The organism is Desulfovibrio sp. TomC (genome assembly GCF_000801335.2).
In the GTDB taxonomy this organism is placed as follows: Bacteria; Desulfobacterota; Desulfovibrionia; order Desulfovibrionales; family Desulfovibrionaceae; genus Solidesulfovibrio.
Map to the genome: position 1 here is coordinate 294719 of NZ_JSEH01000001.1, position 24849 is coordinate 319567.

Genomic DNA, 24849 nt, shown 5'->3' on the forward strand with positions numbered 1-24849 from the left:
CCGAAGCATCAGAAAACCGCCTTGCGTTTCGACGATGACTCGATGCCCATGGCCGTTCGGTATTTGGCCACGGTTCGCCGGGCGATGTTGATTTGCAGCTCGTCTTTGAGCATATCGGCGATAGCCTCGTCGCTGATGGGCTTTTTGGCGTTCTCGCCGGAAATAATGCGCTTGATCATGGCCTTGACCGACTCCGAACCAACCGTGGTGCCGTCGTCGAGCTCCAGCGAACTGTTAAAGAAGAACTTGAGCTCAAAAATGCCATGGGGCGTGGCCACGTACTTGTTGGAGGTGATGCGGCTGACCGTGGACTCGTGCATGCTGATGTCGTCGGCCACGTCCTTGAGAATGAGCGGCCGAAGCTTGGTCACGCCGTCCTCGAAAAAGCCGCGCTGAAATTTGACCAGGCTCTCAAGCACCTTATACAGTGTTCGCTGGCGCTGATACAGGCTTTTCATGAGCCACATAGCCGAGCGCATCTTGTCTTGCAGGTAGTCCTTATCCTTGTCTTTATTCGGGTTCGTGCCGTCGAGATAGGTCGTGTTGAGCCCCAGGCGGGGCATCCCTTCCTCGTTGAGCACGATAACGAAATCATCCCCGTATTTATACACGAAGGCGTCAGGACTGACGTAGATCGGGTCCCCGGAACCGTAGCTGGCCCCGGGCATGGGATCAAGGGTCTGGATCATCTCCAGGTATTCCTTGAGTTTTTCCATGGTCAGATGAAATTTTTTGCAAAGCGGCTTGTAGCGCTTCTTTTCCAGGTCCTCAAGATGCTCGCGCACCAGTTCAATGAGGATGGTATCTTCGTAGCCGCAGACCTCGATCTGGATCAGCAGACACTCGCTGGGCGTGCGGGCGGCCACGCCCACGGGATCAAGGCGCTGGAGGCGATGGAGCACCGCTTCCACCATGGCCGGTTCGGCCCCGGCCATCCCGGCCAGCTCTTCCACCGTGGCCTGCAGATAGCCCGAGGAGTCCAGGCTGCCGATGATGGCTTCCCCGACTTCCACTTCCTTGGGGGTAAAATTGGACAGATGCATCTGCCAGCCCAGATGCCCGTCCAGGGACGGCTTGGAGGCCAGCCGGGCGTCATAGGCCATGCCCTCTTCGGGAATTTCGGAATCGCGGGACTGAGACTGGCGGCCGGTGCTGGCAAAATCACCAAGGTAGTCATCCCACTCGGCGTTTTTGAGCAGCTCCTTCTCCATGGCTGCGTCCGTGGAATTGCCGGTCGGCCCGAGGTTGTCTTCGGCCATGACCCGTTCAGTTGGCCGGTCGTCCTCGACGGTCTCCTCCAGCATTGGATTTTCCAACAGCTCCTGCTGCACGCTCTCAAGCAGCTCCAACCGGGAAAGTTGAAGGAGTTTGATGGCTTGTTGCAGCTGGGGGGTCATCACCAGCTGTTGGGAAAGCTTGAGCTGCTGCCGCAGTTCCAGGGCCATGCTTACCGCCGTGCGCGTGAGTCGTTTGCGTCCAAGGGTTCTACTCGGTTTGGACGGCGGCCCACAGCCAGCCCGCCCAACAAAAACCATGCCACAATTGCGACCTCGTGGCAATCGGCACAAGCGGCCCTAGTCGAGGAACCACTCATAGGCAGCCCCGAGTTGCCCCTTGGCTGCCAGGATAAACCGCACAGCCTCGCGGACCGCCCCGTGCCCCCCACCCCGGCGCGAGACCCACAGGGCCAGCTCCAGGATCTCCGGTTGGGCATCGGCCACGGTCATGGGCAACCCGACCAGCCCCATGGGGCCGGCGTCCACCCAATCATCGCCCAGATAGGCGGTCTGTTCTGGCGAAACACCCTGGCGTTCCAGAATACCCCGCAGCACGCCCATCTTGCGGTGATGGCCCGGGTGGTACTCGGCAATGCCCAGATCGGCCATGCGCGCGGCCACGGCCGGACTGTCCAGGCCGCTTATGACCGCAACAGCCAGTCCGACAGCCTGGGCCGCCATGAGGCCCAGGCTGTCATGGACATGAAACCGTTTGGTCACCTCGCCACGAGCATCGACATAGATGCCGCCGTCGGTCATGACGCCGTCGACATCAAGAACCAGCAACGCCACTTCCCTGGCCCGGCTGGCGGCCAGATTCGCATCCTCAGGCATACAAAACCTCCAACGGCCGGAGCACACTTCCTCCCCGACCCAAACGCCGCTCCTGACAGACAAGACCCCAATGCCCAGACGCAGCCGGCATGTCCCGCCCAACGGGGCGATCATAGCCAAAAAACACCGAAATGACCAGCAGATAGAGGTGTTTTTCCTGCTCTCATGGCAACGGGACAAGGAGCACGCCTTGGGCCTTGGCCGCCCTGGTCTCTTCCCTGGCCCCAGGACACCGCGCATAGCCAACGAGCCCGGCAGGCCAGACGGGCCCCAGTTACAACGAAGCCGTCCGGGAGAAAGTCGCTTCCCCCGGACGGCCGTCAGACGTGCCTCGCGTGAGCAGGCTAGGCTTTCTTGCAGCGTTTGGCCGCAGTCACAAATTCCCGGAACAGCGGATGCGGGCGCATGGGGCTGCTCTTGAATTCCGGATGGAACTGGCAGCCCAAAAACCAGGGATGTTCCGGCAACTCGACCATTTCCACCAGTTCGCCGTCAGGCGACAGTCCGCTCAGGACCAGTCCACCCTCCTCGAAGGCGGCGGCGTAGGCCTTGTTGAATTCGAAACGATGGCGATGGCGTTCGGAAATTTCGCCGGTTCCGTAGGCAGCGGCGGCCCGGGTGTCCGGGGCAACGACGCAGGGATAGGCACCCAGGCGCATGGTGCCGCCCTTGTCGCTGGAGGGATCGCGATGTTCGATGGTCTGGGTGCGGAAGTCATACCACTCGCGCATGAGGTAGATGACCGGGTGCGGCGTGGTCAGGTCGAACTCCTCGGAGTTGGCCCCGGCCAGCCCGAGCACGTTTCTGGCATATTCGATGACCGCGCACTGCATCCCCAGGCAAATGCCGAAGAACGGCACGCCCTTGGTGCGGGCATATTCGATGGCCGCGATCTTGCCCTCAACCCCGCGCGACCCGAAGCCGCCCGGGACCAGGATGCCGTCGATGCCAGCCAGGGTGGCGGCCACGTTTTCCCGGGTCAGTTCTTCGGAATTGACATAGACAAAGCGGACCGACACCCCGGCGTGGATGCCGCCGTGGACCAGGGATTCGTGCAGGCTCTTGTAAGCTTCCTTGAGATCGACATACTTGCCGACAATGGCAATCGACACCGTGCCGGAGGGATGCTCCAGACGGTCCATGAGGTCGTGCCACGGCTCCAGTTCGGCGTTTTTGGCCGGCAGGCGCAGCAAAATGGCGATTTTCTGGTCTACGCCCTCGCCATACAGACGAAGGGGCAGCTCATAAATGTTTTTGACGTCCACGGCCGTGAACACGGCATCGGCGTCCACATCGCAAAAAAGCGCGATCTTCTGTTTGATGTCCTTGGCCAGGTCCACTTCGCTGCGGCAGATGATGATGTCGGGCTGGATGCCGATGGAGCGCAGTTCTTTGACGCTGTGCTGGGTGGGCTTGGTTTTGACCTCGCCGGCCATGCGCAGATAGGGAACCAGGGTCAGGTGGATATAAAGGGCGTTTTCCTTGCCAAGCTCCATGCGCAACTGGCGGATGGCCTCCAGAAACGGCTGGCCCTCAATATCGCCGACTGTGCCGCCAATCTCGATAATGGCCACGTCCTCATCCCGGGCCACGCCCAGGATGGAGCGCTTGATCTCGTCGGTAATGTGGGGGATCACCTGGACCGTGCCGCCCAGATAATCGCCCCGGCGCTCTTTCTGGATGACGCTGAAATAGATGCGTCCGGAGGTAAAATTGTTGTTCTGGCTCATGGGAACGCCGAGATAGCGTTCGTAATGGCCAAGGTCGAGGTCGGTTTCGGCCCCGTCGTCGGTCACGTACACCTCGCCGTGCTGGAACGGATTCATGGTGCCGGGATCGACGTTGATGTAGGGATCGAGTTTCTGGATGGTGACCTTGAGTCCCCGGGCCTGGAGCAGCGCACCGATGGAAGCGGCGGCGAGTCCTTTGCCCAGAGAGGACAGCACCCCTCCCGTCACGAAAATAAACTTGGTCTTCATTGCTGATGCCGTCCTTGTTGTACTGGGGGCCGCCCCGGCGACCCCGGCGGTTTGCGGCCGGAAACCACACCTTTGGCACGGCTCCGGTTGACGCGGCCGGGGCGGCCCCGTATGTTCCGCTGCGCAAGGTACGCTTTCGATCCTAATTTTTCAAGGAACCCTTTGGGAGGATTTCCCCATATGCCCCAGGTGCGCACCCTCGTGATCACCGGCTTTGGCACCAACTGCGAGGTGGAATCGGCCCATGCCGCCCGCATGGCCGGCTCCGACGTCACGGATATTGTGTTTTTTTCCGACATCGTGGCCGGGCGGACAAGAATTGACGCCTACAATTTTCTTGTCTTTCCCGGCGGCTTTCTCGATGGGGATGATCTTGGCGCGGCCCAGGCCGCGGCCGTTCGCTGGAAACATGCCGCAACTGCGGCCGGCGAACCGCTTTTAACCCAGTTGCGGACTTTTTTTGATGCCGGCGGACTGGTGCTTGGCATTTGCAACGGCTTCCAGCTGCTGGTCAAACTCGGCCTCCTGCCGGCCCTTGGCGGCAACTATTTCTCCCGGCAGGTGAGCCTGGCCAACAATGATTCGGCCCGGTTTGAAGACCGCTGGGTGACCCTGACCGCCAATCCCGAAAGCCCCTGCGTCTTCACCAAGGGCCTTGGCCGCCTGGACCTTCCGGTGCGCCACGGCGAGGGCAAGCTCGTGCCCATGGAGCAAAGCGTCCTGGACGAACTGCTGGCCAGCGGGGCCGTCGCCCTGCAATACGCCGACCCGGCCACCGGGCAGATCACCATGGACTACCCAGCCAATCCCAACGGCTCGCCCCACGCCATCGCGGGCCTCACCGATCCGAGCGGCCGCATTCTCGGACTCATGCCGCACCCCGAGGCCTTCAATCATCCGACCAACCACCCCGGCTACACCCGGGGCGAACGTCCGACGCTTGGCACGGTGCTGTTTGAAAACGCCGTGGCCTATCTGCGCGCCCAGGCGTAGCGGCCCATCCGACTTCCCGGCAAGGCAGGGCTGACGCCGCTGCCTTGCCAACCGCAACTGTTTCTCTTCCGCCTCAGGCCCGCGTGTTGCCCAGGCAGGCCAGACAAATCATGGTAGGCCCCGCAGCCCAAATGCTCCCTGCCGGACGCGGCGGGCGCTGCCTCCTGTGTTGCGCTGCAACAGTGCGGTCCGATAGAACAGCGCTCAAACGTAGCCCATCCCATTTTGCCTCCCAAGGATGCCTCTATGGCTTTGAAGCCAGCCAAACGGTTTGACGCCGGAACAGACGCCCTGCCCCCCCCACCTCCGGGGTGGGCGAGTTACGAAGCGCTCATGGAACTCGCCCTGGAAGATGCCCGGCAGGCTGCGGCGATCGGCGAGTCGCCGGTCGGCGCGGTCATCGTGTCGGTCCACGGCGAGGTGTTGGCCCGGGCCGGCAACGCACCCATCTCCAGCACCGACCCGACTGCCCACGCCGAGGTGCTGGCCATTCGCCGGGCTGCAACCCAAATGAACAACTACCGGCTCCTCAACACCACTCTGGTGGTGACCCTGGAGCCGTGCCTCATGTGCCTGGGGGCCATTGTCCACGCCCGGGTGGACCGGCTCGTCTACGGCGCGTCAGACCCGCGCACCGGAGCGGTGACGTCCCGACTACCCGGCCCGGACCTGCCCTTTCTCAACCACCGCTTCGACGTCGTGGCCGGCGTCATGGCCGAAGAGTGCGGGACGCTGTTACGGGACTTTTTCCGCAGCCGTCGCAGCCGGACAGGGGCTGAACCGGCCAGACCGGGACGGGTCTAAAAAAAAGCTTGCCAAGCCGTCGATTGCTGGATAGCTTTCCAAATTCCTTCTGGTTCTCAGAGCGGAGAGGTACCGAAGTGGTCGTAACGGGCCCGACTCGAAATCGGGTTGCGGGTTAATAGCCTGCACGTGGGTTCGAATCCCACCCTCTCCGCCAATAACTCATCCAGCCAAGTCCAAGAAAGTCCTAAAGACCAGCAAAAGAAGCGCTTAATCGGCCAGGGATGGTCCGAGGGCGTCTTGATTGCGTCCGTTGACATCCACTTTCCCCTTGCGTAGCTTTTTACGATACAGGCTTTGGATTGCGTTGCGAGCGCTCGCGAAACAGAACCTCAACGGCTCAAAGGGTCCCCAATATCCCAAAGAAAGGCACGGGGACACCCAAAGCCCACAGCCTAGCGCGCGCCCTGCCCGGAGGCAGCTCGATCCGTTTCGCCCGGGACTCTCTCCTTAAATACTGCACCGACCTGGACGCAGCCGCAAAAGTCCTCTTACAGAAAACATGAATACGGAGGGACACGTCGTGGATATCCTGTCGCCCCATGCTCTCGACCTGGAATCACTCCTGCTCTCTCTTTTTATGTTCACCATGTACAATGTTTTCATCTGGTTAAAACTCAAAAACGATCCTATATATACCATCCAAGGGGCTACAAACCTGGCTCGCATTGCCTGGGTTGTCAGTATCATGGAAGATAAAAACGAAATTCTTGCGGTACAGACGCTTCGCAATTCCACGATGGCGGCCACATTCCTTGCCTCAACGGCAATACTTCTTTCCGTTGGCGTTTTGTCATTGACCGGACAGGCAGAAAATATTGGCAATACGTGGCACGCGTTAAACATCTTCGGATCTACAGAAAAAAGTACTTTGGCACTGAAAATTCTTGTTCTTTTGATAAATCTCTTCATTGCCTTTTTCAGCTTCTCTTCCTCTATCAGGCTGTACAATCACGTTGGCTTCATGATAAACACACCATGCACAGACGGAAACTACAGCTCGTCCATGACATTTGTAGCCATGCAATTAAATCGCGCCGCCAGTCATTTTCATTTTGGCATGCGGGCTTTTTACTTTCTAATTCCTCTGGTTTTTTGGATTTTTGGCCCATTATTATTAGTCCTATCAACAATTGCCATTATTCTCGTCGTGTATTTTCTAGACAGGACTCCCCGTCTTTACAGTGATTACATGACGCCATTCGGCATCAAAGCCTGCAAGCTCTGAGTTTATTACAAGCGTTTGTTTTACCAAGGTATATTCTCAGGACATGAAAGACGAGATACTGCCCCGAACCCAAATGGTCGCCTGCAAGGACGTATTGTGCCCGGTTTTCTCTGCGATTTCTTAAACGAAGTGGTTCTCTTGGCAGACGGTCACGTCACTACATGCTGCCTTGACCCCTTGGCAATGAATGTTTTCGGAAATATTTACGAAGAGACTTTTTTGGAAATTGAGGAAAAGTACCGACACAAAGTTGCTGCAATTACGCAGGATGTTCTTTCGATGCCCCGATGCCGCATCTGCTATGACAAGATTTCCAGCGCAGGATTTCCAAACACTGGCACGTACAAAGTCGACTTTACACATGGCGAGCAAGAATTTTTTTTGGAGAACAAGACCAGAATACGACAACTGGTTATAGAGCCGACATGTATCTGCAACCTTCAATGCAATGGTTGCATGCAAAGTCGTCATGACATCTCTGAATCCCGGGACAGCAACTTCCTGGACCTTGATTTTGTCGACAAATGGCTAAGCGCAAGCCCCCATTCCGTCGAGGCCATACGACTTTACAACTATGGCGAGACTTTTTTGCATACTGGTGCAATTGACTTTATACGAAAGACTAAACAAAAAAAACCATCACTAACCATCGACGTCGCCACCAATGGCCTCAAACTCGACACTCCACAAAAGAGAATAAATCTCGTTCGTTCCGGGGTCGATATTTTGTATTTTTCAATCCATGGAGGGCGAGAGGCGTCTATTCAAAACTACATGACAAACGCATTTTCATACTCAAAAATTCTTGAAATAATAGCTGACTTGACACGCCTCAAAGCAATATACAAGACAAACAACCCGAAACTCGTCTGGAAGTATTTGTTGTTCTCTTGGAATGATTCTGCCGACGAGATCAAAGAAGCGATGGATCAGGCGTGGAGGGTCGGGATAAACGACATGGTTTTTGTCGTCCCGGGCTACCCCTCTCCGTCGCCCATTTTCCAGGGGAAAAAACAGCTTGTCGCGGCGCTTAACAAACAATACCGTCGTATGGCACGAGGCGATTCATGAGACAGACGGATGAGTAGGCACTGCAGCGTTCCAGACTTGCAGTCCCACGGTCACCCCATTTTCTTGAACCCCAACAGCACGCGATAGGGACCGGGCACGCCCCGGGGCGCCAAGGCAACCCTATCTCCGCCCTTCACGATTGCCAGTTCCGGCGTGAAGGCCTTTCCGTTGACAAAAAAGACCTCGACCGCGTCCTCAGCAAGGTCGAGCATGGCCAGAAATTCCAACCCTGTCATCGCGCCTTGGACAGCAACGTCCTTGGGATTGCTCCAGTTTCTTTCCCGAAACGTATCGGCCAGTCCCATGAATGCGCGAAGTTCGATCATTGACGACACGTCGGGAGCCTCCTCGAATGCACACCGTGACGGCGGGCAGCGTCCGTTTAACCGTTGGGAGGTGCAGTGGCGCATAGGGTGAAAAGCAGGTTAACGATCTTCTGTCGTCCACACTCATTTGTCAATCATTGCACCTCACTTGCTGCAGAGCTGGCTTGGTTGTGGCCCGGCGTTTCGCGCTAGTCGAAACGCCGGGCCGCGAACGGAACTCACCGCGAACGCCGCGCCCTGGCCAAGCTGTTGGGCGCGGCGTTATACATACAACCGGCTAGAAGTTGAACACCTCGTCGATTTCAGCGTCCGTGAAGTCCCAGGTCACATCGTGCGGGGCGCACTTTTCCTCGAAGAATTCCGGCAAACGGTCATGGGCGTTGGTAAAGCCGGCCTGCTGGTTGAAGCCACGTTCAGCCTTGAGGATGGTCTTGCCGAGCGCGACGACGTCGTCTCCGGTCAGGGCGAGGTTGTAACGCGCGTTGATCATTTCAACCAGGGCGTTGAAACCGTCGGCAATGTCCAGAATGGCAAAGGCGATAAACAGGCACATGCCCGTGCTGTCGACCGCGGCGGTGGCGATTTGCAGGTTGCGGGACAGTTCCACCTGGCCTTCCTTGCCCAGCGGATCAACAAAGCCGCCGACTTTGAGGATGTTGGTGGCGACCGCATAACCCGCAGTGTGGTCCGCGCCCATGGGGGTCGTGGCGTAGGTCAGGCCGACGCCCTTGACCGCGCGAGGATCGTAGGCCGGGATGGCCTGGTTTTTGACCACAGGCACCCGGGTCAGGCCATACATCTGGCCCAGGGCCCCGGCGCCGCTGCCGACGATACGGCCCAGCGGGGTTCCTTTGCGGATTTCCTGGATCAGTTCCAGCATCGCCGTGGCGTCGCCCCAGGGTATGATGCCGGCTTCCATGGCCACGCCGACAGTTACGGAGACTTCGATGGAATCCACGCCGACGTCGTCGAATTCCCGGTCGGCGTAGGCGATGGCGTCCAGGTCGTCAACGCAGGCATTGGCGCCGAGAGCCCAGATGGTCTCGTACTCGAAGCCGCTGGTGAGGTATTTGTCGTCCTTGTCGTTATAGTGCTGGGAGCAGCGGATGATGCAGCCGGCATGGCAGCCGTGGGTCGTCTTGCCGTGGCGGGCTTCGATGGTGGCGGCCATGGTTTCGCCGCCGATGTTGTTGGCCCATTCGTTGCGGCCGGTGCGGAAGTTCTTGGTGGGCAGGCCGCCGGCCTCGTTGAGGATGTTGACCAGGATGTTGGTGCCGTACTTGGGCAGTCCCTGGCCGGTGACCGGATGGGTGGTTAGCGCGTTGGTGAAACGCTTGGAAGCAGCCTTAAACGCCTCGGGATTGGCGATGGCGACCGGGCCGGAGCCGGTTTCGTCGATGACCACCGCCTTGATCTTTTTGGAGCCCATAACGGCGCCCAGGCCGCCGCGTCCGGCGCTGCGGATATTGCTCTGGGGATCGGCAAAGGAGATATTGGCTGCCGTCAGACGCATTTCACCAGCCGGTCCGACGATGGCCACGCCGACTTTGGGACCGTATTGGGCCTGCAGGACTTTGATGGCTTCGTAGTTGCCCATGCCGATGATTGCAGCCGGAGCTTCGTCGATGGTCACGCCGTCCATGGCCACTTTAACGACGTAAAACTTGTCTTCCTCGGGCAAGCCCTCGAAGACAATGGCCTTGATGTCCATCTTGGACATCTTCTGCGCGAAGGTGCCGCCAGTGTTGCTTTCCTTGATGCCGCCGGTCAGCGGGCTTTTGGCGCCGCAGGACAGCCGGCCGGAGTTGGCCGCACTGGTGCCGGTCAGGAAGCCGGGAGCAAAAACCAGCTTATTGTATTTACCCAACGGGTGGCAGGTCGGTTTGACTTCATTGGCGACGAAAATGGATGTGAGCGCCCGACCGGCCAAACCGGCGTACTGTTCCGGGCACTCGTCGATCTTCACAGCCTTGGTTCCCATGTCGATACGGATAAATTTAGGCATATAATCCCCTGTTATTATTTGAACAACCTGGCCACAGCGACCTTACAATCCACCGAGCATTGTCCCTACGTGTGGACCTCGTCCCGCACTGCCCCGCTCTCGTCGCCCCGGTTCAGGGGCGGCCACCCTGCCAACGTCGGTAGGCGCGGCTTGGGTCGGTTCGGGTGTCGGACGGAAGTCTCGTGTTAGGTTAAAATAAGCAAGTATTGCTCCAGACGAATAATATCCTATAAAACCAGATAGTTGTTTGTTTTCGTCGAGGCTGTGCAGTGGAACAAAATGGCGTATCGTGACCGGCAATGGGGCAAAATGGGTGGGAGAGGAGTGCCAGATGTTATGTTATATTAAATATTATAGTTAGTTGAAGACGGGGAGGCGAAAAGAAACACGCAGCTTTCTTTTTGGGTCAAAATGCGCCACATGTGATTGTATTCACGTCTTTACAGGCAGATTATTGATCAGTTTGCCCGTACGTTGGGCAGCAAAAAAATCTGCGCCCCAAAACAGGCCCGCATTGAGAGAGGCGCTCACGAAAAAAAACGCCCGGAGCCAAAGGCAAGACCATTTCTTGACAGATTGCGCCCTTAAGACCAACAAGCTGGTGATAATGCCGCCAAAGCCAATGCCATCGCTCTTTGTTTCCCATGGAGCGCCGACACTCTACCTGGAACCGCAACCAACCAGAGCGTTCCTCATGGAGCTTGGCAAGGCCCTGCCCCGGCCCAAAGCGGTGGTCTGCGTCTCTGCCCATTGGACCACGGCCAAGCCCATGCTGACCACGGCTGCCAGCCCCGGAACCATGCACGATTTTGGTGGGTTCCCGGAGGCGCTCTTTGCGGTGCGCTACCCTGCCTCGGGCCATCCCGCCCTGGCCGGGCACCTGGGCGAACTGTTGGCCAAGAAAGGAATTACAGCCACGTACGATCCCCAAAGGGGCCTTGACCACGGCGCCTGGGTGCCACTTGGCCTGATGTATCCCGAGGCGGACATCCCGGTGGTGCAGCTCTCGGTACAACCGGAGAGGAACGCAGCCCACCATCTGGCCATGGGCGAGGCGCTTGCCTCCTTGCGGCAGGACGGCGTACTGGTCGTGGCGAGCGGGTCAGCCACGCACAACCTGCGCGGCGTCCGCTGGGATGCGCCGGCAACCCCGCCTCCGGACTATGTCGTCGCCTTTGACGCCTGGCTCAAGGAAGGGGTTCTGGGCGCCCGGACGGATATCCTCGTCGATTATCCACACCAAGCGCCGTTTGCCTTTGACAATCACCCGACACCCGAACATTTACTGCCCTTGTTCGTCCCCCTGGGGATGGGCGGCAAGGCCCGGTTGCTCCATGACCACTTCACGCTGGGCGTGCTGTCCATGGCCGCTTTCGCCTGGGAATAAAACTGACTGCGAGGCGGGGCCGATTTGCAACGCAACCATAGGACCTTCGCCTTGATCCCCGACCAGCAACCAGGCCCAGACAGCCCGCTTGGAAGCACTCCTGACCATACCCGATAGCGGATCGTTGCACCTGCTACGCAAAGACACAGCCGCACGCCGAAACACCCGCTGCATGAAAAGTCCATCTTCGATCAAACACCCGAGGAACAATGTGGCCAAACCACACACAACCAGGCTGCAATCCGTGGATGTCCTGCGTGGACTGGCCATTGCCGGCATGATTGTCGTCAACAATCCCGGCGATGCCCTGTACGCCTACCCGCTGCTGCATCATGCCACCTGGAACGGCTGCACCGTGGCGGATTTCGTATTTCCCCTCTTCCTCTTTCTCGTTGGCGTGTGCGTTGCTTTGGCTGTCAACCGGGAGGCTGTCCTGTCCGGCCAAGCACCCGGCTTCTGGCCAAAGGTTCTCAGACGGGCCGTCATCCTGTTTCTACTTGGCCTGCTCGAAAACGCCTATCTGCATCTGAGCTTTGACAAGCTGCGCATCCCCGGCGTGTTGCAGCGTATTGCCGTGGTCTATCTGGCCGTGGTCTGGCTGCATGTCCGTCTGGGCCGCCGGGGTATTGCCTCGGTCATCGTGAGCATCCTGGTCGGCTCCTGGCTGCTTCTGGCCTTTGTGCCGGTGCCGGGACTGGGGCATCCGAGCCTCGGCATGGACGTCAATTGGCAGGGCTGGCTGGATCAACTGCTGCTTGGCGACCACATCTGGAAATTCAACACCGCCTGGGACCCTGAAGGCGTCCTCTCCACCTTCCCGGCCATTGCCCTGGGACTGATCGGCCTGCTCGCCGGAAGCTGGCTGCGCTCTGGCGGCCAGGGAACGGGCCGGGCTATGGCCTGGGGAGTGGCCACGTTGCTGCTGGGCTTTGGCTGGAGCGTCTGGTTCCCCATCAACAAATCGCTTTGCACCAGTTCGTTTGTGCTTGTGACCGGTGGAGCCGGGGTCTTGCTGCTGGCTGTGTGCCATTGGCTGCTCGATGGCGGCCGGCAGGGGCTCGGAACCAAGCCGCTGTTAGTCCTGGGGCAAAATCCCCTGACCATCTACGTGACCGCCTCGTTTATTGCATCGACCCTGCGCCAATTCAAACTGCCGGACGCCACTTCCGGGATCATCTCCCTGCAGGCGTTTCTGTTTCGCTGGCTCTTTTCCGGCTGGACCGACAAACCAGCGGCCTCGCTGGCCTGGGGAGTGCTGTTCCTGCTCCCTCTGCTCCTGGGGGCCTGGGTGCTCCACGCCAGGCGCATCGTCTTGCGGGTTTGACCGCCACGCAGACCAGCCAGACCACGCATCGCCCCAAACACATGAAAAGGCCATGCCGACCCAAGCCGGCATGGCCTTTTCATGTGTTCTGTCCCAGGGCCGCAGCCCGGAAACTCAATCAGAAAGCGATGTTCATGCCGAGCTCGCCGCCGTAGGTGACCACCTGGTTATTGCCCAGCATGGCCGAACCGGCGCCGCGAAGCATGACGCGCTCGCTCAGTTTATAGGAGGCCCCGACAGTTCCCGTAGTCCAATCCGTGGGCACAGGCGCGGCATCGACCTTGTAGTTGCCGGCGGTAGCCGTGGTCAGCGCCGCCTTGACCATCCGGTCCTGATCGATCAGCTCATGGTTCCACTTGGCCTCGGCAAAGGGCTGCCAGCTGCCCACATCGACCATGATGCGCCAGCCGAGCTGGCTTATGGCCGAGTCGCGCACCTGCTCTCCATAAGAAAGAGCCGTGATGCCATTTGGGCTGCTTGCTCCGGCGGTCGTGCCGGACTCGGTAAAACTCTTAATACGTATCCGTTGCAGAACCAAGCCTGCCACCGGGCCGGTGGTGAGCGGTCCCAGGCTGATGTCGCCGCCGGCCCGGAGGGCCAGGGCCAGGGACTGGCCGGTGGTGTCGGAACTATTGTTGTCAGTCAAAAGGCCAAGCTTCACCGGACGCTCGATGGTATCCTGATACAGGCCATAGCTGGCCACCGCATTGCCCCAGACCGGGCCGGCCTTGTAGGCGGCGTAGAGGCTCAGCGCCTCGTCGGTCTGGTCAAAATGGCCGGTTCCCATGGAAAACTCCTGGGTCTGGCGGCCCAGGGTAAAGGCTGCGCCAAGAATGAGGCCTATGGGCGTCTGGTAATCCGCTCCCAGCGACCCGACAAACGGCGTCCCGGAATCGTTGGGGAAACCGGATGCATTGTTGATTTGCAATGCGCTGACCCCACCACTGGCCCAGACATTGAGGCCATTTGAACCGCGCTGTTTCCCGGACAGGTCGATCTGTCCCTGGATGGTGGCTGCCCGGGCCAGACCGCCCTGCACCGCCCCCTCGGCCAGAAGCGACATCTGGCTGGGCCCGGAGAGCAGGCTGGCTTCGTAATCGGCCTCGATGGTCTGGCCGGCCGTGGTGAAGTGGACGCCGTTGGCCCCGATAAACAGAGAGGTTTGCAACTCGACCGGGGTGACGTCGGCCCAGCTGACATAGAGTGGACTGAGCGAAGAGGACACGGCATTGGCCGAGAGCACGGAGGACGGGGTAAAGCCGAAGAGTGTGGGATTCTGCGCCACATACCGAAAAATACTGTCAATATCGGCAGGGATATAGCGCACGCCCACCCCGGAAAGGCTCGACCAGCGCATCATGCCATAGGACAGGGAGCGCACGTACAAATCGGTGTTATCCGAGGAAATGGAGCCGCCGGTTCCGGCAAAGACAGCAGAGTTGTAGGAATTGGGCACCATGATGGTGCGGGCTCCGGCTGCCTGCAACAGGGCCACGTTGGCCGCCTGGCTGTAAGCCAGTTCGGCCAGAAAGGTGGGGTTGGCGGCCATCCAGGAGGCGCTCATGGCCCGGACGAACTGCAGGTCGTTGTCGCCGGTTTTGACCACATACAGGGCATTGGGATTGGCCGCCCCGCCGACGGATATGAGATAGTTCTGAATCTGCTGGTTGGTGGCCACGTTGGTGAGCGCCGAAACGCCGGACAGATAGGTTCCGGTTGAAGGGACAAGGAGCGGTGCGGAAAAAGCGCCGCCATTGGCGAAATTCATTCCGCCACTACCGACCGCACCGCCATACTGGCCAAAGCGCGCTGCGAGCTGCAAGGAATTCATCACCCCGGGACCGACAAAAGCGCCGCTGGCCCCTTGGGAAACGGCTGCGGCGATACTGGCATCTTGCGACGCTGTGCCAGTCGTATTATAGCGAAAATATCCACTATCAAAGGTGCTATCACCAAAACCAACAAATTGATTGAAACCAGACGCCCAAGAACTGAATGTCGAGCAAAGAGAAATACAGACACAAACTACCATTCCAACAACACGCTTTTTCATTTCAATTATACCTTTCAACAAAACACTGTAGGCCAACTGAATTGATTGACCTTGGAAAAATCTAAAAAGCGACAGTTCTAAGGCCATTACCAGAGTTCAATATTTCCGTAAAGCCTTTTATTCTTGCATGTTAAGGACAAATGAGCAACGCTGAAACAGACATCGCCATCAACAACGCTTCGTTGTTTCGAAAGTGCACGACACACGACATGGCCTCATTCCTGGGCAGCCACGCAGTGATGGTGGTGCGCATTGCCTCCTCGGCTGCAAAGCATCCCCTGGAAACGCCAAAACGCCCCGCCGCCGCCAAAACCAGGCGACGCCGGGGCGCTTTGTAAAGCACCGGCCAAACAATCAGTAGGCCGCTATGGGGAAATCCTCCACCGTGCCGGGAACGCCAGTGGTCGGCGTTTGCTCGCCGCCGGTAAGCTCCTTGACCCGCTCGGAGATATAGAGGTCGAGCATTTTAAAGGTCACCCGGCCGGTATGGCGGTTGTCCGCCTTGCCAAGCACCCCTTCCACCAGGGCCTTGGTGAAGGCCCCGTTTTGCCATTCCGGCTTTTCCAGGGAATACTGCCGGCCGGTGGAGGCGGCAAAGACAATGGCCCCGTTGCCCGAGCTGGAGAGCTCGTTAATGACGCCGTTCAAGTCGCCCATGCCCCGCCGGCCGGCCCCCATGATGGAACCGCTGTGGCAGGTGTCGACGAAAAAGAGCGTCTTGCCGGCGATATTACGGATGGTCTTTTGCACTTCCATAAACGGCAGCCCCGAGGCCCGCAGCTTTTCCAGATCAACCGTGGTCGGCAGGAAGTAGTAGTCGCCGTTTTTATCGTTAACCCCATGCCCTGCCAGGAAAATCATGGCCACGTCATGCTGGGTGGTCTGCCGTTCAATCCAGTCCAGACCCTCCAGCACGGCATCCTTGGTGGCGGCCTCATCGGTGAGTACGCGGGTCACCACATCGCCGTAGAGCCGGCCCTTTTGCAGGGACATGGCCTGGGCAAAGTCCTTGGCGTCCTTGGCCGGATAGGCCAGGGACAGAGCCTTGTCGCTATACGCTCCGGCTCCGACAGCCAGCACGTAGAGCTTGGCCGCCGGAGCGGCCGGAGCCGCCGCCTTGCCGGCCCACTTGAGCCGCACCGTGGCCGGGGCCGAAGGGCCGTTCTTGTTTTCCGCCACCACCGAAAGCACCACGTCGTGCTCAGGCAGCGTCACCTTGGCCGCCAGCACACTCGGCTCAAAGCCGCGGCCGGCCAGAGCAGGCCGCTCCTCGCCGACGCGCGCCCCGTCCACCAGCACACGCACGGTAGTGATGTCCTCGCCGCCAGGACTGCGCACAGCGTATTTGACGGTCATGTCCGGCGCGGTGAAGCCAGCCCCGGCCGCCGGAGTCAGGATTTCCACCACTGGCGGGCGGGCGGTCAGCACCGAAGGCACGCGGACATCGCCCCCACGGGCCACGTTGGCTGCGGCGAGGGCCTTGTTTTCATCCAGAGTGCGCAGGGCCAAATCAATGACATCCGGCCGGTGAAAGGCCTCGCGGAACCGCGAGGCCGGGAAAAAGTCGGCGGCATGGTCCGGGCCGTTGTTGACGTTCCAGCCGATCATGTCCTCGCCGCCGGACGAGGCGTCGTAATAGCCGGTCTGGGTCCACAGCACCCAGCGTTTGCCGTCGGCATGGGGGAAAAACGACAGGATTTCCCGACCGTCCTCCATGCGATACCAGCGAATGGAACCGTCGCCGATGGCCGCCGCCGCCACCCGGCCGTCGCCGCTGACATTGACGGCCCAGACCGTATCCGGGGCCGGCGTCTGCCATAAGGCCGCGCCGTCCGCCCCATACGCGCGTACGTTCCAGGAGGTGCCCAGAACAAACCGGCGGTTGTCCGGGGACAGGGCCAGGGAATACGAGGTTTCAAAATCCTTGAGCTTGAGCGGCTGGCCATTGAGCGTCGGGGTTCGGCTGCCCTCCCAACCGGTGACGGCCAAACCCGACGCCTGCAGGTGCGGGGCGGTCAGGTCCGGGGTCGGCACGCCGAGCTGGCGCAGGTCGCGTCCCGGCAAGGCAAACCGGAAAACACCCTTTCGCCCGCCCACGGCATAGGCCACTGTTTCGCCAGTGCGGTCGAGGTAAAAGGCCCGCACCGAGGAGCGGAAATCCAAAATGGCCGGGGAGCGCGTCATGCCGAAACTGCCGTCCGGGCGCAGCACGCCCCAGCGCGGAGCCACCGTGCCGTAGGCCAGCCCGCCGTCCGGCAGGGGGCACAAGGTCACAACAGCCGACTTGCCGGTATCAAGGTCGCGGTAGGCAACGAAATCCGAGGGTTTAAAGCTGCGTATGGGACAACCTCGGTCCGTGACCCAGCGGCCGGAAGCCAAAAGCGACCCATCGGCGGCAAAGGCCACGCTGGACAGATTGCCGTTGTCCACCCCGGTCAGATTGGGCGCGCCCAGAAGGCCGAGGGTTTCGCCGTCAAGGACCGTGACGGCCGTGGTATCGGTAAAGCCCACGGCGAGTTGGCTGCTGTCTGGAGAAAAAGCCAGGGAAAACGGCCGGCTGCCGCCTTGCGACTGGTGTTTGGCCAAAAGGGTCAGACCGGTATCGGCCACACGGTACAGCCGAATCTGGCCATCGTAGCAGGTGGTGGCCAGATGGCCTTTGCCGTCGAAAGCCGCGCCGTAGCTCTCGCCCTTGTAATCCCGGTCCTGGCCGACCAGGGCCAGATCGGACAACCGCCAGACCCGCAGGCCGTCCTCGCCCAGGGCCGCAGCCAGATACAGGCCGTCGCGCGAAACCGCCAGATGGTTGACCACGCTCGGCAGCCCGGTCAGCCGTCGCACCAACTGGCCGGATTCGCGCTCGAACACGTAGACGCTGTGCGCCTTGTCCCAGGCATAGCCGGACCAGCCGCCGCAAAAAACGTAGCGGCCGTCCGGGCTCATGGCCACGCTGTAGAGCCTGCCTTCGTAGTCGTGCCCAATCGGCGGACGCAGGACGCGCAACTGCTCGCCGGTCTTGATGTCCCAGACCCGGCAGGTTTTGTCGTCGGAGGCCGTGGCCAGATAGCGGCCCAGGCCATCCACAGCGATGCGCTTTATAAGCGCGGTGTGCATCCCGGTTTCGATGCGTAAAATCGGTTCGCCGGGCGGCGTTCCGCCAACGGCATGGTTGGACGCCAACAGCAAAAAAAAGACCGCTATACACAATACGCGCGTGCGCATGGACATACTCCTCGCCCACTCCGGGGCGGCGCGCATTCTTGTCCCGACGCACTGCCGCGTCAAGTGCCCTGCTTCCCCAGCCGGCCCGGCAAGGTCCTCGGCACAAGACTTTCCGGGTTTCTAAATAGTTGATGAAAAAAAAGTGAGCGTTGCACCTAAAAAGGAGAAATGCAGGGCAGATGCCTCCGGCGGCCAAAGGGGTGATCCCTTTGGAATCCCGTATGGGGTTCGTTTGCTATGACTGGGGGCGCTGCCACGTCGATAGGCGGAAGTAAGCAAGAAAAGACGGGAAGCAGCCAGGGGAATGATCTGATCTCCCTGGCCACGGAACGGTTTCCAGTGGATTCCTGGCGCTGGCGTACCATACGGTCGCGTGTGGCCCATGGCAGCAGTGAGGCGTCTATGTTTTCCCCCAGGCCTGTCGACGACCTCGGGAGCAGGCCTGGGGGAAAAAACAGAACGCGTTACGCCTTGGGCTGCGCCGCCCGGTCCACCAGATAGACGATGGACTGGTAGGGCACGCCGCCGTGGTAGGACAGCCCGATTTCGCAGGTACGGCTGTTGGAATAGCCCGACGTCGTCGTGGCCGGCAGTTGGCCGGGCAGATCGGCCAGGGCCGAGGCATTGAGTTCGGGATAGAAAAAGCCCCGGTCGCCGGCAAAGCCGCAACAATGGATGCCGCGCGGCACCACGACCCGGCCGGCGCAGCGCTCGGCCAGGGCGGCAAACTTGGCGGTCAGGCCCATTTTCACCGAAGAACAGGACACGTGGACGGCCACGGTGTCCGGCACGGGCGTGATGTCGAGATGCGGCAGGCAGTAGTCGTGGATGAATTCCACCGGCTCATGGAGTTTGAGTCCCGGCTCCATCTTGCAGCGCATGGTGTAGAGGCAGGGACTGGCGTCGCACAGGATGGGGATGGCTCCGTTGTCGCTGACCTTGCGCAGCACCGCTTCAAGCTCCCTGGACTTTCGGGCCGCATCCTCGTGCATCCCCTTGGATTCAAGCGTCAGGCCGCAGCACAGGTTGTTCATGGCTTCCGGAAAAATCACGTCATAGCCGGCCTTGGCCAAGACCGACATGGTGGCCTCGAACAAGCCGCGCTGGTCCGGGTCGAGGGCCGAGGGTCCCATGGCCCGGGTGGTGCAGCTTGGGAAATAGACCACCTTGCGCCCGTGTCCCCGGCAGGTGTTGCGCAGTTCCACTTTCGGGCCGGCCTTGGGCGCATAGGGCGTCCAAAACGGGACCAGTCCGCCGGAGAGCTTTCGCAGCCCATAGGTCATGGACGTCATGGCCGGGGTGCCAATCAGGCCGTGGACGACGTTTGACAGCCACAGCCCCCGCCCGGCGATCCAAGTGACCAGCCCGTAGTGGTCGGCCACGAAACGGCCGATCTTTTTGCCGCGCGGGCTGGCTTCCTGGCGGCGGTAGTCCTTGGTGAACATTCCCGTATCGACCGAAACCGGGCAGACCGTGGCGCACAGGCCGTCGGCGGCGCAGGTGGCGCTGCCGAAATAGTCGTAGGCGTCGTGAAACTCGGTGAATTCGCCCAGATCCCCGGCTTTTTTGGCCAGGGCCATATGGCGCTGCAGGGTGATGCGCTGGCGCGGGGTGGTGGTGACGTTGCGCGAGGGGCAGACCGATTCGCAGTAGCCGCACTCGATGCAGCGGTCGATCAGCGGATTGACCTCGGGCAGGGGTTTCAAGTTCTTGAGGTAGACGTTGGGGTCGTCGTTTAAAATGACGCCGGGGTTGAGGATGCCGTCCGGGTCAAAGGCGCGCTTTAAGCGGTGCATGAAGCCGTAGGCCGTCTTGCCCCACTCCATCTCGACAAACGGGGCCATGTTGCGGCCGGTGCCGTGCTCGCCCTTGAGCGACCCTTCATAGCGGCCGACCACCATGGCCGCCACCTCGTCCATGAGCTTCTGGTAATTGGCCACGGCGGCCGGATCACCAAAGTCCGGACAAAAAACGAAGTGCAGGTTGCCCTCCAGGGCGTGGCCGAAAATGATGCCTTCCGGGAACCCGTGGACGTGCATCAGGCGCTGGAGCTCGACCGTGCCTTCAGCCAGGTTCTCGATGGGGAAGACCACGTCTTCGATAATGACCGCGCTGCCGGGCTGGCGCGCCCCGCCAACCGAGGTGAAAAGCCCGCGCCGGATGTTCCAGAGCTTTTCGTAATCATCCTTGGCGTCCATAAAGAGCAGCGGAAAGACCGGCTCGATGCCGGCCACCCGGGAAAGCGCCCCGTCGATGGCGGCGAGCAAGCCCGGTTTATCGGCGGCCCGCACCTCGACCAGGATGGCAGCTGCCGCCTCGGAAAGCTCCTTCAAATAGGCCGGCATACCGGGTTTGTCCTCAACAGAGCGCAGCGAGGCCCGGTCCATGAGTTCGACCGCCGCCACGGGACCGGCTTTGAGGGCGATGGTCGCCCGGCAGGCAGCGTCAATGTCGGGATAAATCATGAGCGAGGAGGCCTTGAACGGATGCTCGACCACGGTGCGGTAAGTGACTTCGCTGATAAAGGCCAGCGTCCCTTCGGAACCAATGATGAGGTGGAGCAGGATGTCGAAGGGGTCATCGAAATCGACAAAGGCGTTTATGCCGTAGCCGGTGGTGTTTTTGATCTTGAATTTGCGCCGGATGCGTTCGGCCAGCTCGGCATCGGCCAGGATTTCGGCCCGCATGGCGGCCAGTTCGTCCAAAAGTGGCTTGCGCACGGCGGCAAAGCGGGCCTTGGAGACCGGATCGGCCGTGTCGAGCATCTCGCCGTCGGCAAAGACGAGGCGCATGGACTCAACGGTCTTGTAGCTGTTTTCCGCCGTGCCGCAGCACATGCCCGAAGAGTTGTTGGCGGCGATGCCGCCGATCATGCAGGCGCTGATCGAAGCCGGGTCCGGGCCGATCTTGCGGCCATAGGGGGCGAGCTGGAAATTGGCCTCGGCCCCGATGACGCCGGGTTCAAGGCTAATGTGCCCGGCCCCGGGATGGACGCGAAACCCCTTCCAGTGGCCGGCCAGATAGATGAGTACGGAATCGGTCAGGGCCTGCCCGGACAGGCTCGTGCCGGCGGTGCGGAAGGTGACGGCCACGCCCTCGACCGAGGCAGCGCGCAACAACTTTGCCACCTCGTCCTGGGTCACGGCCTTGACCACGATCTTGGGGACCAGCCGGTAAAAGCTGGCGTCGTCGCCAAGGGCCAGATTGCGAAATGGGCCAAGGATGACGCGCTCGGCCGGAAGAAAGGCGCGGACTCGGTCGTAAAAGGCTTTATGGGCAGCGGGCAGGGTATCAGTATGGTTGGTCTGGGTCATGGCAGGCTCCTGGCGCGACGGGGAATGTTGCGGGGACGAGGATTGTCGCAGTGTTATGCCATGTGTTTGAAGGATTGGGAACGGCACTGGCACGCAAAAAGGGCGTCCGCCAGCGAACGCCCTTTCAGAATCTTTTGCAGCAGCCGGCCAGCCGGCCGCGTCGCTACATCTTCCCTACCACCTCGATCAGCACGCTGGTCACTTTCTCGGCGTTTTCCTTGAAAATCGTCACGATCTCATCCCAGGAAACCGGCGGCTCGTCGGTCTTCCAGCAATCATAATCCGTGCTCATGGCCACGGCGGCATAGGGAAGACCGGCTTCGACGGCCAGGGCGCATTCCGTGGCCACGCTCATGTTGATCACATCCGCGCCCCAGGCCCGGAACATGTTCGACTCGGCCCGGGTGGAAAAACGCGGGCCTTCGATGGTCACCACCGTGCCCTTGTCGTGGTGGCGGTAGCCGAACTTGCGGCAGGCGGCCACGAGCAGCTCGCGCAGCGGCTCGGAAAACGGGTCGGCCATGGGCGTATGGGCCGGGTTATGCGGCTCGAAACGGTCGTGAAAGGTCAGGTTGCGACGCCGGGTGAAGTCAATGAACTGGTCGAGAATGACCAGATCACCGCGCCCGATCTCGGCCCGAAGCGACCCGACCGCCGTGGTGGACAGGATGGCGGCGCAACCGACGGTGCGCAGGGCATGGATGTTGGCCCGATAATTGACATTGGTGGGCGTGGCCGTGTGGGAGCGGCCATGGCGGGCCAAGAGGACCACGTCCTTGCCGCCGATCTTGCCCTGGCGCAGGGTGGAATTGGGTGCGCCGTAAGGCGTGTCCACCTCGATGTCGCTGGGATTCTCCAAGATATTGGGGTCGTCCAGGCCGCTGCCGCCGATGATGCCGATTTTCATGCTGTCCGTCTCCAACCAGGGCCGCCGCTGCCAGGGCTGCGACCTGGGCGTGATAAAGAGAAGCTAGGCGATTTGCAGGATGCTCTCGCAACCATAGGAACGCAGCTGTTCCTTGCCGTTTAAGAACTCCAGCTCAATGACCACGCCGATGCCGACGATATCGGCCCCGAAATGCTCGACCAGATCAATGACGCCGGAGAGTGTGCCGCCGGTGGCCAGCAAGTCGTCGATGACCAGCACTTTCTCGCCCTTGAGCAGGGCGTCTTCGTGCATGCAAAGCGTATCGGACCCGTATTCCAGGTCGTAGGAAATGGACACGGTCTTATACGGCAGCTTGCCCGGCTTTCGCACCGGCACAAAACCGAGACCCATCTTGTAGGCCAGGGCAGCGCCGAAAATAAAGCCCCGGGCCTCGGCCGCCACGATCTTGGTCGCCCCGGAGTCGGCGAACCGCTCGGCCAAAAGATCAATGGCCCGGCGGAACCCGGAAGGATCGCCCAGAAGGGGCGTGATGTCGAAAAAAAGGATGCCTTCCTTGGGATAATCCGGGATGTCGCGAATGAGTGTGCGCAGATCCATGGCCATCTCCTTGAAAATTCGGTCTGGTAACCGAAGTCGGATAGGGATTTTAAGCCCGCCGGTCAAGCCGGGCTTGGCGGTTAGCCGGGTCTGCGCTAGAAATCCGGCATGACAAACGCTGCAAACAATTCCATTCCCTGCGACACCCTGGTCACGGCCGCGGTCGTGGTCAGTCAAAATGACGCCCGCGACGTGCTGCGCGATGCCGCCCTGGCCATCACCGATGGCCGCATTACGGCCATCGGACCGCGCGCGGAACTGACGGCCTGCTACGCCCCGGCCGAAACCATCGCTCTGCCCGAGGCCATGGTCCTGCCCGGGTTGGTCAATACCCACACCCACGCGGCCATGACCCTTTTCAGGGGTCTGTGCGACGACGCGCCCCTTTCCGTGTGGCTTTCGGAGCATATCTGGCCGGCCGAAGCCAAACTGACTCCCGAGGCCGTGCGATTGGGCACACAGCTTGCCTGCGCCGAAATGCTGGCCTCGGGAACTACGTGCTTTCTCGACGCCTATCTTTTTGTTGACGCCGTGGCCGACGCCGTGCAGGCGGCCGGCCTGCGGGCCGTGTTGTGCCAGGGCGTCTTTGATATTGAGAACGCGGGGTTTAAGACCTCAGACGCGGCCCTGGCTGCGGCCGCAGCCCTGGCCGACCGGCTGGCTGGAGAGCCGCTCCTGCGTCCGGCCATTTTCCCCCACGCCGTCTACACCTGCCGGGAAAAAACCCTGGAGCGGTGCGCCGCCTTTGCCCGGGAGCGCGGCGTCCTGCTCTCCACCCACGCCGCCGAGACGGCCCGGGAAAACGACGATTGCCGCAAGGCCAACGGCGCACGGGTCATCCCCTACCTGCACCAGCTCGGGATGCTTACCCCGCACACCCTCATCGCCCACGGCGTGGCCCTGGATGACGCAGACATGGCCCTTTTGGCCGCAACAGGGACCACCGTGGCCCACTGTCCCAAAAGCAATATGAAGCTTGGCAGCGGCATTGCCCCGGTCCACGCCTTGCGTGCCGCCGGAGTCACGGTCGGGCTTGGCACCGACGGCGCGGCCAGCAACAACGCGCTCAACCTCTTTTCCGAGATGACCACAGCCGCCCTGCTCCAGAAAGTCGCAACCAGCGACCCCACGGCCTTGCACGCCGGAGCGGCTCTGGACATGGCCAGTCGCGACGGTGCGCGGGCCATTGGCTGGCCCGAACTGGGCCGGCTGGAACCCGGCTGTCCGGCCGATCTGTGCGCCCTGGACCTGACCCGGCCACAGCTGCAGCCAAACATTGACCCCGTGTCCGACGCGGTCTATGCGGCCAGCGGCGGCGAGGTCGTGCTGACCATGGTGGCCGGACGCTCTCTTTTCCGTGACGGGGAATTTTTGACAATGGATTACGACAGGTTGCGCAGCGAGTTTGGGAAAACGGCACTGCGGCTCAGCGGACGCTGAGGCGAGGATCCGCGCCCCAGCCCCCTTGACAAGACGGCCATCCTCCATAATAAAGGCTGGCTTTCCGCTGAAAACATTCCCGCGCCCCATCCGCGCGGCCCGGAGG

The 24849-nt window shown here is 60.7% G+C and carries 18 protein-coding genes and 1 tRNA gene; 9 read left to right on the plus strand and 10 right to left on the minus strand.

Going from position 1 to position 24849, the window contains the following annotated elements; translation table 11 throughout:
* Positions 1-8: 8 nt before the first annotated feature.
* The 3 genes from rpoN to NY78_RS01425 form a co-directional block, all read right to left on the minus strand.
* Positions 9-1445, minus strand: a complete 1437-nt coding sequence (gene rpoN / locus NY78_RS01415) for an RNA polymerase factor sigma-54 (RefSeq protein WP_043630712.1) — start codon at positions 1443-1445, stop codon at positions 9-11.
* 129 nt (positions 1446-1574) lie between these two features.
* The gene (locus NY78_RS01420) at positions 1575-2111 is read right to left on the minus strand and encodes a KdsC family phosphatase (RefSeq protein WP_043630713.1); all 537 of its coding nucleotides are present in this window, start codon (positions 2109-2111) and stop codon (positions 1575-1577) included.
* Positions 2112-2455: 344 nt separating this feature from the next.
* Complete coding sequence (locus tag NY78_RS01425) at positions 2456-4090, minus strand: CTP synthase (RefSeq protein WP_043630714.1); 1635 nt, start codon at positions 4088-4090, stop codon at positions 2456-2458.
* A 180-nt stretch (positions 4091-4270) separates the two neighbouring features.
* Between NY78_RS01425 and NY78_RS01430 the strand changes: the two genes are divergently transcribed.
* From NY78_RS01430 to NY78_RS01450, 5 genes are all read left to right on the plus strand, one after another.
* Positions 4271-5083 (plus strand): phosphoribosylformylglycinamidine synthase subunit PurQ, encoded by an 813-nt coding sequence (locus NY78_RS01430; RefSeq protein WP_043630716.1) that lies wholly within the window; start codon positions 4271-4273, stop codon positions 5081-5083.
* Between the two features lie 246 nt (positions 5084-5329).
* Entirely contained in the window at positions 5330-5887 is a 558-nt protein-coding gene (gene tadA / locus NY78_RS01435; protein ID WP_047959965.1) for a tRNA adenosine(34) deaminase TadA, read from the plus strand.
* A gap of 63 nt (positions 5888-5950) precedes the next feature.
* A tRNA-Ser gene (locus tag NY78_RS01440) sits at positions 5951-6044 on the plus strand.
* 366 nt (positions 6045-6410) lie between these two features.
* Positions 6411-7115: a DUF599 domain-containing protein gene (locus tag NY78_RS01445; protein ID WP_231583682.1), complete on the plus strand. Its 705-nt coding sequence runs from the start codon at positions 6411-6413 to the stop codon at positions 7113-7115.
* A gap of 96 nt (positions 7116-7211) precedes the next feature.
* The gene (locus NY78_RS01450; RefSeq protein ID WP_043630719.1) at positions 7212-8186 is read left to right on the plus strand and encodes a radical SAM protein; all 975 of its coding nucleotides are present in this window, start codon (positions 7212-7214) and stop codon (positions 8184-8186) included.
* Positions 8187-8236: 50 nt separating this feature from the next.
* Here NY78_RS01450 and NY78_RS01455 read toward each other — a convergent pair whose 3' ends face one another.
* A complete protein-coding gene (locus NY78_RS01455) occupies positions 8237-8521 on the minus strand; it encodes a hypothetical protein (RefSeq protein WP_043630721.1) in 285 nt (94 codons plus the stop codon).
* A gap of 268 nt (positions 8522-8789) precedes the next feature.
* Positions 8790-10517, minus strand: a complete 1728-nt coding sequence (locus tag NY78_RS01460; RefSeq protein WP_043630722.1) for an aldehyde ferredoxin oxidoreductase family protein — start codon at positions 10515-10517, stop codon at positions 8790-8792.
* 607 nt (positions 10518-11124) lie between these two features.
* Between NY78_RS01460 and NY78_RS01465 the strand changes: the two genes are divergently transcribed.
* Positions 11125-11904, plus strand: coding sequence for a DODA-type extradiol aromatic ring-opening family dioxygenase (locus tag NY78_RS01465; RefSeq protein WP_053062108.1), 780 nt, complete (start codon positions 11125-11127; stop codon positions 11902-11904).
* Between the two features lie 211 nt (positions 11905-12115).
* Positions 12116-13228 carry an acyltransferase family protein gene (locus NY78_RS01470; protein ID WP_043630724.1) on the plus strand — a complete coding sequence of 371 codons (1113 nt, stop codon included), beginning with the start codon at positions 12116-12118 and terminating at the stop codon, positions 13226-13228.
* A gap of 118 nt (positions 13229-13346) precedes the next feature.
* Here NY78_RS01470 and NY78_RS01475 read toward each other — a convergent pair whose 3' ends face one another.
* Positions 13347-15281 carry an autotransporter outer membrane beta-barrel domain-containing protein gene (locus NY78_RS01475; protein ID WP_043630726.1) on the minus strand — a complete coding sequence of 645 codons (1935 nt, stop codon included), beginning with the start codon at positions 15279-15281 and terminating at the stop codon, positions 13347-13349.
* A gap of 140 nt (positions 15282-15421) precedes the next feature.
* On the opposite strand from NY78_RS01475, the gene NY78_RS01480 reads away from it, so the two are divergent.
* Complete coding sequence (locus NY78_RS01480; protein ID WP_043630727.1) at positions 15422-15619, plus strand: hypothetical protein; 198 nt, start codon at positions 15422-15424, stop codon at positions 15617-15619.
* 16 nt (positions 15620-15635) lie between these two features.
* On the opposite strand, the gene NY78_RS01485 is transcribed toward NY78_RS01480, so the two are convergent.
* The 4 genes from NY78_RS01485 to NY78_RS01500 form a co-directional block, all read right to left on the minus strand.
* Positions 15636-18503 carry a caspase family protein gene (locus NY78_RS01485; protein ID WP_043630729.1) on the minus strand — a complete coding sequence of 956 codons (2868 nt, stop codon included), beginning with the start codon at positions 18501-18503 and terminating at the stop codon, positions 15636-15638.
* A 464-nt stretch (positions 18504-18967) separates the two neighbouring features.
* Positions 18968-21817, minus strand: coding sequence for an FAD-binding and (Fe-S)-binding domain-containing protein (locus NY78_RS01490; RefSeq protein WP_043630731.1), 2850 nt, complete (start codon positions 21815-21817; stop codon positions 18968-18970).
* 163 nt (positions 21818-21980) lie between these two features.
* Positions 21981-22724, minus strand: coding sequence for an S-methyl-5'-thioadenosine phosphorylase (gene mtnP, locus NY78_RS01495; RefSeq protein WP_043630733.1), 744 nt, complete (start codon positions 22722-22724; stop codon positions 21981-21983).
* 63 nt (positions 22725-22787) lie between these two features.
* On the minus strand, positions 22788-23303 hold the full coding sequence (locus tag NY78_RS01500; protein ID WP_043630734.1) for an adenine phosphoribosyltransferase: 516 nt from the start codon (positions 23301-23303) through the stop codon (positions 22788-22790).
* A gap of 108 nt (positions 23304-23411) precedes the next feature.
* On the opposite strand from NY78_RS01500, the gene NY78_RS01505 reads away from it, so the two are divergent.
* Complete coding sequence (locus NY78_RS01505) at positions 23412-24743, plus strand: amidohydrolase (protein WP_043630736.1); 1332 nt, start codon at positions 23412-23414, stop codon at positions 24741-24743.
* Positions 24744-24849: the final 106 nt, after the last annotated feature.